This window comes from Haloimpatiens massiliensis, from assembly GCF_900184255.1.
GTDB classification, from domain to species: domain Bacteria; phylum Bacillota; class Clostridia; order Clostridiales; family Clostridiaceae; genus Haloimpatiens; species Haloimpatiens massiliensis.
In genome coordinates this window covers 435,567-454,464 of sequence record NZ_LT854639.1, presented here as the reverse complement: position 1 = coordinate 454,464, position 18,898 = coordinate 435,567, and the positions used below count along the sequence as shown (strand labels likewise).

The following is an 18,898-nucleotide window of genomic DNA, read 5'->3' as shown; positions in this document are numbered from 1 at the left end:
ATGGCAGGAAAAAAAATTAATTTCTATAATGGCAGAGTAGCAATAAATGTTTTAGCAAAGGATATAGATAATGCTAAAGAGGTAGTAGAAGTAATTGATGGGCATGTAGCTGTTGGAGTACTTTCTAAACAATTTAATAATGCAGAAGAAGGTATAGTGGAAGTTAATAAATGGCTTAAAGAGATACCAACAGTTTCAGTGGGACTTGGCTCAGGCGATCCTATGCAATGGGAGAAGGCTGCTAAAATAGGAGCAGCAACAGATGCTGGACACATCAATGAAGTTTTTACAGGAGCACCAGTGGCAGTGGGAATGCTTATGGCAAACAATGCTCAAAATACAATGGTTAATTCACTTATATCACCAACTGGAATAGTAGGAAAAGTTAAAATTTCAACAGGTCCTGCAAGTCAAAATGGAGAAGCAGCTATAGTAGATGTTGAAACAGCTGTATTAATGTTAAAGGATATGGGGGTTCACTCAGTTAAATTTTTCCCAATGGGCGGATTGAAAAGTATAGAGGAGTTAAAAGCAGTGGCAGAAGCTTGTGTAAAATATGATTTACTATTGGTAGAACCAACAGGAGGAATCAATTTAGATAACTTTAGAGAAATATTAAAAGTTTGTTTAGATGCCGGCTGTAAAAGAGTAATGCCTCATGTTTATAATTCAATAATTGATAAAGAAACAGGAAAAACAAGAGTTGAAGATGTGAAAAAGATTTATGAAATTATAAAAGAATTAGTCTAATAAAATTACAATAATAGTTTTGAAGGCATGGAAGTTAATAGGATACTCCCATGCCATTTATATGTAGAAAAGAAATAAAATTAAACTCAATTTAAAAATGAAGTTTTATGTATTCAGTTTAAAATAAAAAAACTATAATTTTAATACAATCCAAAAACTTGATTACTAGGATATACTCGATTCATTACAGCATTGGTTATTTTCTTTAAGACGTGGCCAAACTGTAAGCAGCATTGTTACATAGCAAGCTAGTCCTCCTAAAAAGTTAGAAATAGGTTCAGCTAAGAAAACTCCCTTAGTACCTAAATTGAACATTTTAGGTAGAATTAATGTAAGTGGGACTACAATAATTATTTTACGTAATAGTGTAAAAGTTATTGCATGCTTAGATTTACCAAGGGCAACATAAGTTGATTGCCCTGAAAATTGTAAGGACATCATAAAGAAACCAAAGAAGTACGTATTCATTGCAGGAATACCTTTTTTTATTAATTCAGGGTTATTATTAAATATTCTTATAAAAAATTCAGGAAAAGCTCTTAGAACAATCCATATTATAGTTGTATATAATATACAAACTATGGACATGAATTTAATTCCACTTCTAACTCTGTCATATTTTTTTGCACCATAATTAAAACCTAAAATTGGTTGAGAACCGTTAGTAATGCCTCTTACAGGCATTATAATAATTTCACGAACAGAGTTAATAATGGTCATAATGCCTATATACAAATCTCCACCATAGGTTTGTAAAGTAATATTACAAACAATTTGTACAACACTATTGGTAAGAGCCATAATAAAACCAGATAATCCAAGAAAAACAATTCTCTTTAGTATTGATAGATTTATTTTAAAATTTTCAAGTTTAAGTTTGAGAATTGCATCTCTTCCAGTCAAAAATTTTAAAACCCAAAAGCATGATAAAAATTGCGATATTATAGTAGCTAATGCGGCGCCTTTTACTCCCATATTAAATAAAAATATAAAAATAGGATCTAATATAATGTTTGTAATAGCACCTAGCAGGATAGTCATCATGCCTATTCTTCCGAACCCCTGAGAGTTTATGAAACTATTCATGCCAAGGCTAATCATAACAAAGATACTTCCAAGCAAATAAATTGTAATATAGTCATTTGCATATGAGAATGTAGAATTGCTAGAACCAAAAAGAAATAGCAAAGGCCTCTTAAATAGTAGTCCTAATATAGTAAGCAAAGTACCAAATATAATTAAAAGTGAAAAAGAATTGCCCATAATTTTTTCAGCTTCGTCTATATCCCCTCTACCTCGAGCAATAGAACAAAGTGGCGCGCCACCCATTCCAAAAAGATTAGCAAAAGCCATTACTATTGTAATAATAGGAAGTGTAATACCAATGCCAGTAAGAGCTAGAGTTGATGCATTGGGAATTCTACCAATGTACATACGATCTACAATATTATAAAGTATATTTATAAGTTGTGCTAAAGTCATTGGTAAAGCTAGATTTAATATGCGTTTCGAAACACTTCCTTGAGTAAAATCATTTTTTTGTCTCATTTATGTACCCCCCTTAAAGTTAAGTATACACCTATAAGTGTTCTATAGCCAGGGTGAAGGAAAAGGGAATAGACGGTTAAGGAGTTTTTATTTTTGATAATTCAGTTGTTAATTCGTATGAAATAGAGCATCACGGTGGATTTACAATATTTCAGTGGAAAAAACGCGGAAAATAAGGGATAATAAGGAATAATGAATATTTTGCAGGAAAATAGGAATCATTGGCGAAGAGTTATGTTATATTAAAGAATAGAGAGGAGAAAAATCTATGGAAAAAATTTCTAGATTATTTACAGCAAAGGATATGACTGAGGGCACACCATGGAAAAGAATTGTTGAATTTTCCATACCGATGCTAATTGGAAACGTAGCTCAGCAGCTTTATAACACAGCTGATTCTATTATTGTAGGAAAATATGTAGGTGATAATGCTCTTGCTGCAGTTGGCAGTGCAGCTCCAATACTAAATCTTTTACTTGTGCTTTTTGTTGGAATTGCAACAGGAGCAGGCATTATGGTTGCTCAATATTTTGGAGCAAAAAAACGTAAGCAATTATCCCATACCATTGGTGTTTGTATGACACTTACTGCTATTGCTTCTGTAATAATAATGATTGTAGGACCTATTGTTACACGTCCACTGCTTTTATTATTAAAAACACCAGCTTCTATAATTGATTGGTGTACAAAATACCTTATCATTTATTATGTAGGTATTGCAGGCTTTGCTTATTATAACATTTTAGCAGGAGTTCTTCGTGGGCTAGGTGACTCTGTATCTGCACTTGTATTTTTGATTATTTCTACAATTTTAAATGTTATATTGGATATTTGGTTTGTTGCAGGTATGGGCTTGGGAGTCCCAGGAGTTGCCATTGCAACTGTTGTTGCTCAAGGAATATCAGCGGTGCTTTGTATTATTAAATTATCAAAAATGAGGAGTGTATTTGACTTTAATTTAAAAATGTTGAAAGTTGAGAAGGACTACTCCCTTCAACTTATAAAACTGGGATTACCATCTGGATTAACTCAGGCAATATTTTCCCTTGCCATGATAGTTGTACAATCCTTAACTAATAGTTTTGGAGAAATGGTTATTGCTTGTAATGTAATAGTTATGCGTGTAGATGGATTTGCTATGATGCCTAACTTTACTTTTGGAACTGCTATGACAACTTATGCTGGTCAAAATATTGGAGCTAGAAAAATGGATAGAGTAGAAAAGGGAACTAAGGACGGTACGATGATTGCAGTTGGAGTGTCCACTACTATAACAATTCTAATTTTGATTTTTGGAAAATATCTTATGGGAATTTTTACTGATACAAAAGAGCTAGTTGATTTAAGTATGCATATGATGAAAATTCTTGCCCTAGGGTATATTGCAATGGCTGTAACCCAAAGTTTATCAGGTGTTATGAGAGGCGCTGGAGATACAATGACACCTATGTGGATTTCACTAATTACTACAGTTATTGTGCGTGTTCCTGTGGCTTATGGAATTGCTTATCTTACTAGAAGTGCAGCATATCCTACAGGAAGACCTGAATCTACATTTATTTCACTGCTTGTCTCATGGACACTAGGAGCTATTATAACTACAATTTTCTTTAAAAAGGGAAAGTGGAGAAATAAGGGTTTTGCTGAAAGTTTAAAGTAATATCATAAAACGTATACAAAAGATTAAAAAAGAATCCAGTGGCAAACTTAATTGTTGTGCCTACTGGACTCATATATCAAGAAATTACAATATTTCCAATACTTCTACTGAATATTTTTCTCCTGGAGCGTTAACTTCAACTACATCTCCAGCTTTTTTACCGGAGAGAGCTTTTCCTAAGTCTGATTCTATACTTATGTGCATATTTTCAGGATCTAAATCCATAGTAGTTACTAATGTTATAACATCTTCAAAATCATCATCTATGAATTTGATTCTAGCTCTACTATTAACTCCTAATATTGATTTATCTACATTTTCATCATCTATTACAGTTGCTGTAGAAATCATGGTCATTAAATATTGAATTCTATTATCATTTTCTCTATAGTTTGCACAAGCTTCTTTGTACTCTGCATTTTCAGACCTATCACCATGGGCAGCAGCTTCTAATTTTTCTTTTGCAATTTCAGCCCTTTTTACAGTCATTCTATATTCTAATTCTTCTCTTAATTTTTTTATATTTTCTTCTGTCAGTTTATTATTCATAAAAAAACAAAGCCTCCTAAAGTATATTATCTTAATATATTTATTATATAATATATATATATAAATGAAAGATAAAAGAGAAAAAATAGAAATCATTTAATTTGAATGAGGTTTTATTAAATAAATAGAAGAAAATAAGAACTACTCATGCTCTATGATAATAGGGTGAGTAGTTTTTACGGTAGAGTACTTTATGGTTCAGGTTCCTTATAGCCCCAAGCATAAAAATAATTAAGGTCAATATCTTTCATAATTAAATCATGATCTTTTATTTCATAGGTGAAGTATTTGAAGTGGGTTGTAGTTACTGAACCAATTATTTTTACTTTATAACCATAAGGTTCAATAAAAGGGTTTATTATTTCCATTCTTTCTATACTTGGTGGTGAAAAATAGAAAGGAGTATCGAATTTAACAATATAAACTCCAGGGTGTTCATGGGTAACTGTAAAACCATCTCCCTTTAGAATTCTTCCATCAGAAGCTATAGAGCCATCTATTTCTCTAACTTTGCTATTTTCTCGTAATTTTTCCATGATCATAATCTCCTTTCAGTTATATTATAATCTTATTTAATTTATTTTTATTAAAATAGAATTAAGTGTTTATAGTTATTTAAAATTCAAAATTAATATACATATTACAGTATCTTAAGTTTAATTCTTAAGACCCTTAGCTGAAAAATTTATTTCTAAATCCTGTAAATACATATCATATGGTTCTATTTGAAGGGTAAAGTATTTAAAGGCGTTTAAGTTTTTATCAATTACCATTGCTGTTGCACCTTGTGTTAGTCCAGATGCTTCTATGGTGATTTCAGGCGCTTGATAGAAGAAAGGATGGTCGAATTTAACCACATATACTCCTAAATAAGGATGGCTAACTGAAAAACCATCTCCTTTTAAAATCTTTCCATTATCACTGATGATGCCTTCTATTTCATATTCTTTTGGTAGTATTATATCGCTTGGCATTGCTATATCCCCCTTTTGGATTTTGCTTTTTATAAAATAAATAATAATGATTAAACCACAATAAGGTATAATGTGATGGAATTATGAAATTTCTCCTCCATGACTTGTATAAGAGCTCGGAACAATAAATTTAATTTAAGAAATTCTAATCTTTTAGCCATATAAAATTATCTAACGCTCACATTCAGCGTCCTGCCTCAGGTTCGCTAGCCTGGCGTCCTTTTAAGGATTACGATAATTTTATCTGTCTAAAAGAAGAATTTCTAAAATTAAATTTAAACAGTTCCTTCGCTTCTTATGCAAGTCATTCCAGAGAAATTTCATAATTCAGGTAATGTAATGCTTTTTGTGGGATAATCATAATAATATATTAAAGTTGTTTTCATATTGAAAAATTATAATGTTTAGATAATATAGTATATGTTATTTAGTTTTTTTGGTGAAGAGTTATAATATTACTGGATAAGATGTGTTATCTTATGACAAATGATAAAAGCAATTTCATAAGTTTGTTAGTGTAAATGGAAATTAAACGTAAACTACTTTAGTTAATAAATTAAGTATTGTAAAATAAGTATATAAATATTTAAAGGTTGTGGTAATTTTGTATAGTATTATGATTATAGAAGATGATAAGAAAATGGCTGAACTTATAAAAAATCACTTAGAACGATATGGATATAAAGCATTTCTAGTTAAAGATTTTTCAAATATAAAAGATGAATTTTTGGAGTATAAGCCGCATCTGGTTTTGATGGATATAAACCTTCCTTTTTTTGATGGTTTTTATTGGTGTAGTGAAATAAGAGTTGATTCTAAAGTACCAATAGTATTTATATCAGCTAGAGATTCTGATATGGATCAAGTAATGGCAATAAATAATGGAGGAGATGAGTTTATAACAAAACCATTTTCTTACGATGTGCTATTGGCAAAGATAAAAGGTGTGTTGAGAAGAGTATATGGCAGCTATGCTAAAAATCATATGGATTTTTTAAAAATTGGTGATTTTATATTACATACAGATAAGAATCTTTTAGAATATAAAGGCAAAAAAACTCAACTTAGTAAAAATGAGTTTTCTCTTTTATTGCATTTTGTGAAAAACATAAATAAGATTGTTTCAAGAGATACTTTGCTGGAGATCCTTTGGAGTGATACTGATTTTATTGATGATAATACTCTTTCTGTGAATGTTACACGACTTAGAAAGAGGCTAGAGGAAGTAGGGATTACTAATGCTATAGAGACAAAACGTGGTCAAGGATATATGCTTACTAACAATTGGTAGAGTAAAGAGTGGGTGAATAAAATGAAATTTACAGATTTTTTAAAAGATAGAATAGCTTATGTAATAGTTTATTTCATAAGTATATCTTTAGTTATTTTAATAATGCATTTGACCTTATTTATAAAAATAATAGATTTTCCCATAATAAATATATTGTATGCATATCTTGTTTCTATAGTGATACTTAGTATATTTTTATTATGTGAGTACGCAAAAGTAAGAGCATTTTACAAAAGGCTTTATGAAACATTAAATTCTGAAAATATCATAGATGATATTATAAATGTAGGTGAAGTTAGAAGTATAGAGCAAAAAATTTTTAAAGATTTATTGAAAAAGTTACATAAATCATATGAAGGTAAAGTTTATAAATATGAAGACATTCAAAAGAACTATTCAAATTTTATAAATCAATGGGTGCATCAAATGAAGACACCTGTATCTGTAATTAATCTAATACTTCAGGAACAAAATGCATGTGAATACAAGGAAGTTTTTGATAGTATTGGTGAGGAAAATGAAAAAATATCACAAGGTCTTAATATCATGTTATATAATGCAAGAATAAATGAATTTAACCATGATTTTAATGTGCAAGATATAGATATATTATTGATTTTAAGAAAAGTAATAAATGATAATAAAAAATTACTTATTAAGAATAAAATATTTCCTGAAATAATAGGTAAATCTACCATTGTTCAAACAGATAAAAAGTGGATATATTTTGTTATAAATCAAATTGTTATTAATGCAATAAAATATACAATTGCAGCAGAAAAACATAAAAAAGCTATAAACTTTAAAATAAAAGATGGGGCTGAAAAAGTAGTTGTAACCATTGAAGACAATGGCATTGGTATACCAAAAGAAGATTTAGGCAGGGTATTTAATATTTTCTTTACAGGTAAAAATGGTAGAAAGACTGCGGAGTCTACAGGCATGGGCATGTATTTATCAAAACGGATTTGTAATGAGCTTGGAAATGAATTATATGTTGAATCAGAAGAAGGACAAGGAACAAAATTTTATATTGTTTTTTATAAAGGAAAAAATATATTTGCATTGTAACCTTTCAAAATTGTAATGTTAATATTCAAAATGAAAGAGAAATCGATACTAAGATTTCTCTATTTTTTTTATAATAAAATCATAGTCTCAAAAGAATATATAAAGCAGGAGGTTTTTATTATGTCAATTTTAAAAGTTGAAAATATAACAAAAATATATGGTGGAAAAAAAGGTGGAATGACCTTTAAGGCGTTAGATAAATTTAGTTTGGAAATTGAAAAAGGTGAATTTCTAGGGGTAATGGGTCCCTCTGGTAGTGGTAAAACCACGTTGTTAAATATAATGGCAACAATAGATAGTCCTACATCAGGAGAACTTTTTATAAATGGGACAAATCCTACAAAGTTAGATGAAAAAAATATTGCTTTGTTTAGAAGAAAAGAGCTAGGTTTTATATTTCAAGATTTTAATCTTCTAGACTCCTTATCTATAAAGGAAAATATAATATTACCACTTGTATTAGAAAAAGTTAATGTAAGGGAAATAGAAAATAGAGTGGAAGATATTGCAAAGCTTTTAAATATTAAAGATATTTTAAATAAAAAACCATATGAAATTTCAGGAGGGCAGCAGCAAAGAGCAGCTTGTGCTAGAGCACTTATTCATAATCCTTCTATAATTCTTGCAGATGAACCTACAGGAAATCTAGATTCTAAGGCTTCACAGGATGTTATGGAAACTTTGACAAATTTAAATAACAAAAAAGAAGCCACTATAATGATGGTTACTCACGATCCTTTTTCCGCAAGCTTTTGCAAAAGAATAATTATGATTAAGGATGGAAAATATTTTTTAGAAATTGTAAATGGAGGAAATAGACAAGCATTTTTCAAGGAAATCATGGATTCTCTTTCGCTTTTAGGAAGCAGGGCAGACAATTATAAACTGTAGAAGGAGAATTTTTAATGTGAAAGATAGAATCAAAAAAAGTAAGTAGTCAATTATATAATGAAGGAGGATTTAAATGAAAATTAACAATATAGCTATTAAAAATATTAAGGGAAACTTAAATAAATATGTTATGTATTATTTAAGTAATGTAATAGTTGTAACTATATTTTTTATATTTGCTAATTTTATATATAATAAAGGTGTGAGTAGTGGAAATATTGGTGATGGGACCATTGCCACTGTATCCAGCCGATTAATGTACTTATGTGAATTTGTAATAGTAATTTTTACTTTTATATTTTCAAATTACTCAATAACGAGTTTTTTAAAGTCTAGAGAAAAAGAGTTTGGACTTTTATCGATGTTTGGATTGACCAAAGACCAAATAAGACGATATGTTATGTTTGAGAATATAATAATTTCCATTGCTTCTATTATTACAGGGGTATTCTTTGGAATTCTATTTTCAAAATTATTCTTTCTAGCTGTGTCTGCAATTTTAGATTTAAACGCAGAAATTCCATTTTCAGTATCAAGTAAAGCTGTAAAAATAACAATAGTAAGTTTTTTTATACTTCTTAATCTTATAAGCTTTATTACAAGTTTCAAAATAAAAAATAATAATATTGCAGAATTATTAAAAGGTGAAAGAATACCTAAGGCTACACCAAAGTTCTCTAAAATAAAAGCAGCACTAGCAATAATACTTATTGTATCTGGATATATTGTAGGCATACTTTCTAAATCGGCTATTGTAGCTACAATGATTCCAATACTTATAGTTGTAATAATAGGCACTAAACTTTTGTTTTCACAATTTAGTGTGTATTTTGCAAATAAACTACAAAATACTAAAAAAGTTTATTATAAAGGTATAAATCTAATAACCTTATCTCAAATTATATATAAATTAAAAGATAATGCAAAAGTATTGTTTATTACATCAATACTTAGTGGAATTACCCTTGCATCAGCTATATCAGTTTATTCACTGCAAAAGATCAGTTTATCTTCAATGGAAGAAAATTGTCCACAGGATATAGGAATTATAGAGCAGAGTGTAAATTCCTATAAAGTTATACCTAAGGGTAAAGTTGAAGATATATTAAATAAGTATAAATTTCATATAAAATATAAAAACAAAGTAGAATTAATAAAAGCGAAAAATAATGATACGGTAGTAGAAAATAAGAAAAGTACTTATGGTATAAAAATAAATAAAACCGATTTTAACATAATGTCAGAGGATAGTTTTAATGAACTTGCAAAACAGTATAATAAGAAATCTTTAGATTTAAAAAATGGACAAGTAATAATATATACTTATGATTTAACTAATGATATAGCTAATCAAAAAACAGAGCTTCCTTTTAAGCATCAGAGGACTTTAAACTTAAATATCGAAGGCTCAATAAGTAGATTTAATATATTAAATAATATAAAAGGTGGAATTATAAATGCAGATGAGCAAAATACTAGTACTATAATTGTTAATAATGATGATTTTAAAAAAATGTGGAATAAAGTTTCACCTGCTAGTAAGTATACTTATTATGGATACAACATTAAACATAATTTAAAAGCTTCTAATGCAGTAAAAGAAATAAAAAATTTAGTTACAAAAGGTAAAGAAAGTTTCTTTACTGAGAGAGTGTTAGGTGCAGCATCAATGATGAAAGTGTTATCTATGCTTTTATTTATAGGAACATTTATTGCAATGATATTTTTCATTGCAACAGGAAGTATATTATATTTTAAAATGTTTAACGAAATTCAGAAAGATAAGCAAGATTTTATAGGATTAAAAAAGATAGGTGTCACACAAGAAGAAATAAAAAAAGTAGTTAGTATTCAAAGTTTTACAATGTTTTTCTTGCCACTTACAGTTGCAACCCTTCATGCTGCTTTTGCAGTAAAATCTGTGGGACTTTTGTATATGAAGTATTTTGCATTTATTGGTGGAATATATTTAGTCCTACAAACAATATATTATCTATTTGCTAAATGGATGTATATTAAACAAATTAATAGTTGGAATATTTAATATAATTGATTATTGTTCACATTTTACTTTTAGAATAATGTAATATGAAATAGCATACTTTTTAATTATAAGAGGGAGCTATTTAGTAGAGATAAAAAGCAGTTTATACGAGGGTTATCTACCGTAATACTCCCATATTCTATGAAAGTGGGGGATAACGGTAGATACGCACTTAGAAATTTATTTATGAAAGTGAATAGATAAATAATTATAAAAATAGTAGCCAACTCATTTTGTGCAGTGGGTAGGCTACTATTTTTGAGAGTTGTTCTATAAGGAAATTATTAATCAAAATGATAAAAATCCAATAAGGCATAAAATTGTTGTTATAATTGAAAATACTAAAACTATTTTAGTCTCATGCCATCCACATAGTTCAAATGAGTGATGGATAGGCGCCATCTTAAAAACACGTTTTTTTAATAATTTAAAGGATGCTATCTGAATTATTACTGACAGTGTTTCAATAACGTAGATCCCCCCAACGATAATAAGGATAAGTGGGTTTTTAAGTATCATAGCTACTGTTGCAACAACACCACCAAGAGCTAAAGAGCCAGTATCACCCATAATTATTTTAGCTGGATAAGAATTATACTTTAGAAATCCGAGTAAAGAGCCTGCCACACATCCGCAAAATATTGATAATGAGTAATAACCCATATTAAAACTTATGAAAATAAAAAATGTTATTATAAGCAGTGTTATTGAGGTAGCAAGGCCATCTATACCATCAGTTAGATTTACTGCATTGGTTGTTGAAACATAATAAAAAATAATAAATGGTATGTAGAGTATTCCTAAATCAAATGATTTTTTAGTAAAAGGAATTATAATTAATGAACCAATTGAAGAATTGTAATATGAATAAAAGGCAAAAATCGTTGAAACAAAAAGTAATAATACCATTTTTTCAATTGGAGTTAATCCTTCGTTCTTTTTATGCTTTTTCTTTAAAAAATCATCAATGAAACCTATGATTCCAAAAGCTAAAAAAGCTGATAAAACAATCAGAAATTCTTTGTTACAGTTCTCTATAAAAATGAGCATTGTAATGATTGATGAAAAAATAAATATAATACCACCAAATGTAGGTGTGCCAGCTTTCTTATTATGACTTTTAGGGGCTTCTTTTTTTATGTTTTGCCCCAATTTCAATTTATTAAATAATGGAATGAGAATCAATCCAGTGATTGAACATATCAAAAAGCTTAATAATATAGCAAAAATAATAGTAATCATAAAAAATCCTCTCTAATTTAATATATTTTTAATATCAATTAAATTTTTAATTATGTTGTAATTTCTATGTTTTAATTTATGATAAGCATAGGATTTTAGGCCCCTACATAGTACAAATGAAGTAATTCCAAGCTTTATGGCTCCATGGCAGTTTTTAATATTGTCATCAATAAATATTGCTTCATTTGGGGAAACATTAAGATCCTCAAGTGCTGTTTTATACATTAATTCATGGGGTTTTGTAACTCCCTTTTGCGAAGATATGATAAATGATGAAAAGTAATCCCTTAAGCCTGCTTGTCTAAAAACATTTTCTAGAGATGGCCATGCATCTGATACTACTGCTAATTTATAGAATTTGCTCAATTCTGGTATAAGATTTATAGCATCACTAAAAAAGATATATTTAGTATAGTTATATACATAATCTTTTGTAATAGCCTGAACATCTTCATTTTTTAATTGTAATTCAGGTAAATATTTTGAAAGAATTTTATAATACTCAATAAAATATTTATATTCTTCCTCTTCATCAATAATTAAATTCTGTTTACTAATGTATTCCATAGCTTTATCAAAGGCTAATTTTTTTTGAGTTGGTTTTATTGAAGTAAAAGTTTTTTTATCAACATATGTGAAAAAGTTAGGTGTTATAAACCAGTGTCCTGTTACTGGAGTATTTAATACTTTCCCTGAATCTAATAATATTGCTTTAATTTTATTTTTATCGAAATCTTTTTTATGAATTCCAACCATTAATATTCCTCCTTGTATAATAATGATGTAGTCATTAAGACTACTCATCTCAATTTAATTGTTTCTATAATAGATAACAGAAGAAGGATTTCTTCCTTCATCAGATGTTATCTTAGTTAATTATCATGCTTGACGGTTCCTATATAGACTCCAGACTTTTCATAAAGTATAATCTTCAAGGATAGGACAAATAATGTTTTCCTCCTTGGGAAGTCAGTATCTGCTGACTCATACCCGTGATTTAGTCAATTAGTCCATTCAATGAGGTTTTATGATTCGGCTGGTTGGGAGCCTCAGGCTATACCTGTATAACTCGCAAGGTTGTGTACTCATTAGATGGAAATGGATTCCTATCGGAAAGGAGCTTTTGCTCATGTCAAACATTTTATTTAAAAATTTATTTATCTCGGTCGGTATTGATGTTGGTGCAGATTTCAGTTGGATGTCTATCGCACTTCCTAACCAGACCTTTGTTGGAAAGCCTTTTAAAATACTACATTCAAACATTGATTCCCTTGAACTCGCTGTTTCTAAAATAAAAGAAGCAGAAGAGTTGTATTCTTTGGAAAGTCGCATTTTCCTAGAATCCACGGGAATTTATCATTACCCACTCTTCTGCTATCTTCGTGATACTGGATTTAATGTTAACCTAATTAATCCTATCATCACTAAGAATAGCACAAACATTAACATTAGAAAAGTGCATAATGACAGATTTGATTCAAAAAAAGCTGCCTTAATAGGCTTAAAGCCAGATTTAAAAGTATCTCTTATGCCATCAGATCTTGCTCTTGATTTAAGAAATCTTTCAAGAGAGTATTATGATTTGATGGACAACCGTTCTGCTTATGTGAACAAACTTCAAAGTGAACTTCGGATGGTATTTCCAGAATACCTTAAAATTTTTTCAAAAATAACTACTAATACATCATTAACCTTATTAGAAACATACACATCTCCAGATGCATTTTTAAATGCTTCCAAAGAAGAGATTATTGATTCTATAAGATCTACAGCTCGTTTTGGGCTTACATATGCTAATAATAAGTATAATGCCATTATAAAGGCTGCCAATGATGCAAAGACCTTCGGTTATTCTGTAAGTAGTAATTTTAAGCGTATTAGATTATACATAAGCTTTATTCGAAAGTATGATGAAGAGATTTCTTCTATACTCTCTGAAATGCATAAGCTTGTTGATGAAAATGAAAATACTGATTTTGTAAAGCAAATTCACTTGATTGAAACATTTAAAGGTGCAGGTTTTCTTTCTGCTGTAAGCCTCATGGGAGAAATCGGAGATTTCTCTGCGTTCAACTCACCAAAACAGCTTTTTGCTTATTTTGGTTTAGATCCAGCAGTAAAGCAATCTGGCAACTTTAATGGCACAAAAATCAGTATGTCAAAGCGAGGCTCTCGAATTGCCAGAAGAGTAATTCACACTATGGCATTAATCAGCATAAGCAAAAACAAAGATGGCTCCGCCAAAAATCAAGTACTTCGAGAATACTATCTTTTAAAGTGCCAAAGTAAGCCTAAAATGATTGCTCTTGGGGCAGTTATGCATAAAGTTTGTAACATATTATTTGCCATTCTTCGTGATGGGAAAGAATTTGAAATAATTACACCAGAAGAACACCAAAAGAATTATCTCAAAGCGAAATGCGGCTTCGCTGCGTAGTATAATTCCATAAATATAATTTCCGTTTTTTGTTAGTCTAACAAAAGTTTATTAAGGTTACCCTTTTTTAAGATAATAAAAATATTAATTATTTTTTTAATTCTTATTGACATTTCTTAGCTGGACTAATTTTTTAGAATTTAAAGATGTTTTTATAACTTCATGATTATGGTAATATAGTAATTAACTTATAACAATAACTATATATAAATATCAAATCTAATTGAAAAGTATAAAATATTAAGTTGAATATAATTCAAGTAACTTGATTATAATTATATTATAATTAGGTGGAGAACTTATTTTGGGGATTATAAAAAATTAGGAAGAAGTGAATAAGAATAAGTAACTAAGAATAAATAACTAAGGATGAACAATTAGAAATAAATAATTATGAATAAGCGAGTATGCTAAATAAAATTAAATACTATAGAGAGAGGGAGAATTTTGAAGAAGGAATTATATGAACTTAAAGAAATAAGTGAGAAGGTAAAAAATCAATTGGAATATGTAAAAAACAATGAGGGCAGTATGTCCGTTGACATCAATGTTGTAAAGGGTTTAAAAAATAATATATATGAAAAGACCGCTAAGACGTTTATATATAATCTAAAAAAGTTTATTAGCCTAGAATCAACACAAAAGAATCTTGCTAAGAAAATAGGTGTTTCAGAAGATCTACTTTCTAAATATAAGTCAGGAGAGGCCTTCCCATCCATAGAAACTTTAATATATATTTGTGAGGTATACAACATAAGCATGGATAAACTTATTGGAAGTACATTAACAGCATTAGATATTGAAACTTTAGAAAATAATCAAGAAATTAAGATGAATATATTCGAAGAAAAATATTATGTTTATTTTTTAGTTACAAATATAGCTAGGGAAGGAGCTATACACGAAGGAATTGTTGATATTTGTAATGATGACGTAATATTTAAAATTCTCTCTGATGGTGAAGTTATTAAATACTTTAAAGGTAATTACAACACCACGGACAAACTTCTATTTTTTAATTTGCAAAGTGCTAATGATGGTACTGCCTATATAAATATGATTAAACCTAATGTAAATAAAAATAAATACACGGGAGGACTAGCTATGCTTATGCTTCCTTCAGATGCAAATAGCAAGCCCTGTGCTCAAAAAATTATTTTCAGCAAAATTAGATTAGATAGGGACTTATATTATAATAAACTAAAGGATCTTTTGAATTTTTCTATTGAAGGTGTAACTTTGGAACATGTAAAGATATCACAAGCTGAAGATGAGGAAGTTTATAATTTTGTTAGAAAACTGATTTAATAATCTTATATGGAATTAGGATTATAAAGGGTGAACCGTACCATAAGTGATGCTCCAAATCTTTGATTTGGCTAGCAGAACTTACTTATTCGAACGAATGTGAGAAGGAGTTTCCTATAAAAACAGCCTAAGGTATTCATATAACTTGCCTAAGGCTATTTTTATTAATAAGAATAATGAAATCTAAAAGCTTTTTTGGGGCATATATTTTACACTTTTCTCTACAAACCAATATCCACTTTGGTGTATGTTTTCATTACAATCCCAGGTGGTAAAAAACAATAATGAATTGTTTTTTACATAGTTAATAGTAATTTGTTATGTTAATATATGTAATATAATATAAATTCGATTTGGAGGTAGAAATGTGCGAATATGAATTCAGATTAATTACTATTGATGATATACCTGGAATGGTTGCTTTGCTAATAGATAGGCAAAACCTTGAGAGTAAAGTGTTTCCCTTACTGAGGAACAGTTGCCTTAATACAAAATATATCACAGATTCACTTGAAGAATTGTTTACTAATAGTAAAGTTATTGGGATAGGAGCATTTGATAATGGTAAACTAGTAGGCTATATAATGGGAGAGATAAAGATTGATAATAGAAGAGGCAGGTATGTATGGGTTCCGTATGAGGGAATTGCAATCAGATTAGATCAATCCTCTGAGCTTATAAGGAATCTCTATGCAAAGGTTGCTATTTTATGGCTTGAACAAGGTTGCTTTATGCACTATACCATAATACCTCTTGGAAATCAGGTATACTATGAGGCCTTCTTAAAATTAAGCTTTTTTATTCAGCAAGTACATGGGGTAATGAACATGGAGGAATACAAGCCTTTTGAAAATGTATCTGATGCAGAGATTAGAGTTGCTAATAAAATGGATAGTGAAACAATGGGTAATATGTCCACTATAATCCAATCGTATCAAAATTCATCACCTTCCTTTGCACCTGCTTTACCTGAAGTTGTAACAGACATAAGGAACGGGTATAAGTGTGCGGTAGAGGATAATGACGCAATGATCTTTATTGCGGAAAAAGAATTGAAGGGGTTAGGATTTCAAGCATATTGGCCTATTACCCCAGATTTAATGGTACCTGATAATGGGGTAGAGTTGAGTATTGCGGGCACTTACTATTCCCAAATGGGAAATGGGGTTGGTAAAAAATTGATGAATGAAGGCCATAGGATTATGAAAGAAAAAGGGTATAACAGTATAATAGCAGATTGGAGAATAACCAACCTTACTTCCTCAACATTTTGGCCGAAGTGTGGATTTAAACCAATAGCTTACAGAATGGCTAGATACATTGACAGTAATTTAGCATGGGCAAACTTTAACAACCCCAGTGTTAATCAGTTGTAGCAAATTCATTTAACTGATTTTTATCATTTGTCACTGTTACGATGAACCGTACCATAAGCGATGCTCCAAATCTTTGATTTGGATAGCAGAACTTACTCATTCGAACGAATGTGAGAAGAAGTTTCCTATAAAAACAGCCTAAGGCATTGATATAACTTGCCTAAGGCTGTTTTTATAGGCGAAAATACCGTGTCATAAGTAATAGTGTATTCACAAAATATGTTACAATAAAATTAAGAACAAATTTGAGTAATAGACGAAGAGTAAGTTAATACACACTGTGTAGGCTATTGGAGTTAATAATGTTTATATTTTGGGGAAGGTGTATAGAAATGGGAAATTTGAAACTTGTTTGCTTTGACTTAGATGATACTCTAATCAGAGAAATCCATTCCGTTATGTTACCATGCATTTTAAATGGGAAAGAAAAAGAACATTCTTTCATTCAAGAACAAGAAGAAAGAGGACTGATTAACTACATATCAGCAGATTATCTTAGAGCAAAATTACTTTTAGGTCTTGAAGAATGTAAAATTGCTCAATCCTTTTTGAAAATAGCAAAACCTCTAAAAAATATCAAGGATGTAGTTGAAATATTACATGAACAAAATATTAAATGTATTGTTATTACTGTCGGTCCTAAGCAAGTAGCCAAAGTTGTATGTGATATTTGGGGATTTGATGATTATTATGGTAGTGATTACGAAGTAGTTAAAGGAGTATTTACTGGGAGAATTCTTAATTACAATAGGGCTGAACAAAAAATCGAATGTTTACAAGATTTTTGTAAAAATAACAATATAAAACCTGATGAATGTATTGCTGTAGGCGATGATTCAACAGATATTCCGGTTTTTCAATATTGTGGAAAATCTATTGCTATAAACAGTTTACCAAAAGTTCAACAGTTTGCAATGTATGCAGTTGATACAGACGATTTAACAGATATTCTTAAATATATATTATGTGCATAATCTAAAGCGCTTGTATCTGCAATTTTATTTACTTCATATGTAATAAGAATGTAGATGTTAAGAAAAATAGTAATGATGCTGTGAGCAGGAGGAAAGGTTATAGTATGTTTGCAAAATATGACTGGGATTTCATCAGTAAGAAAAACGGATATGGAAGCTTAACAGCAAAAGATATAAAAACTATAGCGATTGGATTACCAGACCATGCAATTCTAATGGCATAATTCGCCATAGAATAAATTTATATTGTGAGCATAATACGAAGAACAACAAATTTCAATTTAAGGTTGAGTAAATGTAAATAGTAAATTTACCGGGGGGATAGTTATGATTATACTTACAGAACCAAATGAAAAGTACTTGAAATCATATATTGAAGCATATGACGAATATGAGGATAACCACGTCACAACATATGCATTTGATGATGCAAGGTCCTATGATATATTTGTAAAATACGATAATTACAAAAATGAGCGTAATCTGCAACCCAATAGGGTTGGTGCGAATTATTTTTGGTTGGTTGATGATGATAACTCTGCTTCTGCTAAAATAATGGAAAAGAATGATATGGTACTCCAAGATAAAGTAGAAAACCTCATAGATGGACATAAAATAATAACAAGAAGATATTGGAAAACTTTATAGGCGTTAAATTCTAATTTGACGCACATCATCAACAAGGAAAAACTGAAGATTTTTTCGAGTCTTGGATGTTAGAAAATCACAAGTTATAAGGATTCCACCTATATTCGCATAATAAGGGATAGACCTTTTGATACT

The 18,898-nt window shown here is 29.6% G+C and carries 18 protein-coding genes; 12 read left to right on the top strand and 6 right to left on the bottom strand.

Going from position 1 to position 18,898, the window contains the following annotated elements; translation table 11 throughout:
* Positions 1-750 (top strand): 2-dehydro-3-deoxy-phosphogluconate aldolase, encoded by a 750-nt coding sequence (gene dagF, locus C1715_RS07375; protein ID WP_102399867.1) that lies wholly within the window; start codon positions 1-3, stop codon positions 748-750.
* 165 nt (positions 751-915) lie between these two features.
* Here the strand turns inward: dagF and C1715_RS07370 are convergent, their stop codons facing one another.
* Entirely contained in the window at positions 916-2,298 is a 1,383-nt protein-coding gene (locus tag C1715_RS07370; protein WP_102399866.1) for an MATE family efflux transporter, read from the bottom strand.
* Between the two features lie 268 nt (positions 2,299-2,566).
* Between C1715_RS07370 and C1715_RS07365 the strand changes: the two genes are divergently transcribed.
* A complete protein-coding gene (locus C1715_RS07365) occupies positions 2,567-3,958 on the top strand; it encodes an MATE family efflux transporter (RefSeq protein WP_102399865.1) in 1,392 nt (463 codons plus the stop codon).
* 84 nt (positions 3,959-4,042) lie between these two features.
* Here the strand turns inward: C1715_RS07365 and C1715_RS07360 are convergent, their stop codons facing one another.
* The 3 genes from C1715_RS07360 to C1715_RS07350 all read right to left on the bottom strand — a co-directional run bounded on the left by C1715_RS07360 (position 4,043) and on the right by C1715_RS07350 (position 5,481).
* Positions 4,043-4,507: a GreA/GreB family elongation factor gene (locus C1715_RS07360; RefSeq protein WP_035291918.1), complete on the bottom strand. Its 465-nt coding sequence runs from the start codon at positions 4,505-4,507 to the stop codon at positions 4,043-4,045.
* 191 nt (positions 4,508-4,698) lie between these two features.
* Positions 4,699-5,043, bottom strand: a complete 345-nt coding sequence (locus C1715_RS07355) for a hypothetical protein (RefSeq protein WP_035291916.1) — start codon at positions 5,041-5,043, stop codon at positions 4,699-4,701.
* 120 nt (positions 5,044-5,163) lie between these two features.
* Positions 5,164-5,481 carry a hypothetical protein gene (locus C1715_RS07350; protein WP_102399864.1) on the bottom strand — a complete coding sequence of 106 codons (318 nt, stop codon included), beginning with the start codon at positions 5,479-5,481 and terminating at the stop codon, positions 5,164-5,166.
* A gap of 604 nt (positions 5,482-6,085) precedes the next feature.
* Here C1715_RS07350 and C1715_RS07345 point away from each other — a divergent pair.
* From C1715_RS07345 to C1715_RS07330, 4 genes are all read left to right on the top strand, one after another.
* The gene (locus C1715_RS07345; protein ID WP_035291912.1) at positions 6,086-6,772 is read left to right on the top strand and encodes a response regulator transcription factor; all 687 of its coding nucleotides are present in this window, start codon (positions 6,086-6,088) and stop codon (positions 6,770-6,772) included.
* A gap of 21 nt (positions 6,773-6,793) precedes the next feature.
* Positions 6,794-7,843, top strand: a complete 1,050-nt coding sequence (locus tag C1715_RS07340; RefSeq protein WP_102399862.1) for a sensor histidine kinase — start codon at positions 6,794-6,796, stop codon at positions 7,841-7,843.
* 120 nt (positions 7,844-7,963) lie between these two features.
* Positions 7,964-8,734: an ABC transporter ATP-binding protein gene (locus tag C1715_RS07335; RefSeq protein ID WP_102399861.1), complete on the top strand. Its 771-nt coding sequence runs from the start codon at positions 7,964-7,966 to the stop codon at positions 8,732-8,734.
* 73 nt (positions 8,735-8,807) lie between these two features.
* Positions 8,808-10,778 (top strand): FtsX-like permease family protein, encoded by a 1,971-nt coding sequence (locus C1715_RS07330; RefSeq protein WP_102399860.1) that lies wholly within the window; start codon positions 8,808-8,810, stop codon positions 10,776-10,778.
* A 288-nt stretch (positions 10,779-11,066) separates the two neighbouring features.
* On the opposite strand, the gene mraY is transcribed toward C1715_RS07330, so the two are convergent.
* Positions 11,067-12,020: a phospho-N-acetylmuramoyl-pentapeptide-transferase gene (gene mraY, locus C1715_RS07325; RefSeq protein WP_102399859.1), complete on the bottom strand. Its 954-nt coding sequence runs from the start codon at positions 12,018-12,020 to the stop codon at positions 11,067-11,069.
* Positions 12,021-12,032: 12 nt separating this feature from the next.
* Positions 12,033-12,776, bottom strand: coding sequence for an HAD-IA family hydrolase (locus C1715_RS07320; protein ID WP_102399858.1), 744 nt, complete (start codon positions 12,774-12,776; stop codon positions 12,033-12,035).
* 373 nt (positions 12,777-13,149) lie between these two features.
* Between C1715_RS07320 and C1715_RS07315 the strand changes: the two genes are divergently transcribed.
* The 6 genes from C1715_RS07315 to C1715_RS07295 all read left to right on the top strand — a co-directional run bounded on the left by C1715_RS07315 (position 13,150) and on the right by C1715_RS07295 (position 18,763).
* Positions 13,150-14,457 carry an IS110 family RNA-guided transposase gene (locus C1715_RS07315; protein WP_035287686.1) on the top strand — a complete coding sequence of 436 codons (1,308 nt, stop codon included), beginning with the start codon at positions 13,150-13,152 and terminating at the stop codon, positions 14,455-14,457.
* A 447-nt stretch (positions 14,458-14,904) separates the two neighbouring features.
* Complete coding sequence (locus C1715_RS07310; RefSeq protein ID WP_102399857.1) at positions 14,905-15,765, top strand: helix-turn-helix domain-containing protein; 861 nt, start codon at positions 14,905-14,907, stop codon at positions 15,763-15,765.
* A 365-nt stretch (positions 15,766-16,130) separates the two neighbouring features.
* The gene (locus tag C1715_RS07305; protein WP_102399856.1) at positions 16,131-17,141 is read left to right on the top strand and encodes an N-acetyltransferase; all 1,011 of its coding nucleotides are present in this window, start codon (positions 16,131-16,133) and stop codon (positions 17,139-17,141) included.
* 332 nt (positions 17,142-17,473) lie between these two features.
* Entirely contained in the window at positions 17,474-18,115 is a 642-nt protein-coding gene (locus tag C1715_RS07300; RefSeq protein ID WP_102400011.1) for an HAD family hydrolase, read from the top strand.
* Between the two features lie 80 nt (positions 18,116-18,195).
* Positions 18,196-18,339, top strand: a complete 144-nt coding sequence (locus C1715_RS19350; protein WP_180964024.1) for a hypothetical protein — start codon at positions 18,196-18,198, stop codon at positions 18,337-18,339.
* 103 nt (positions 18,340-18,442) lie between these two features.
* Entirely contained in the window at positions 18,443-18,763 is a 321-nt protein-coding gene (locus C1715_RS07295) for a hypothetical protein (protein ID WP_102399855.1), read from the top strand.
* Positions 18,764-18,898: the final 135 nt, after the last annotated feature.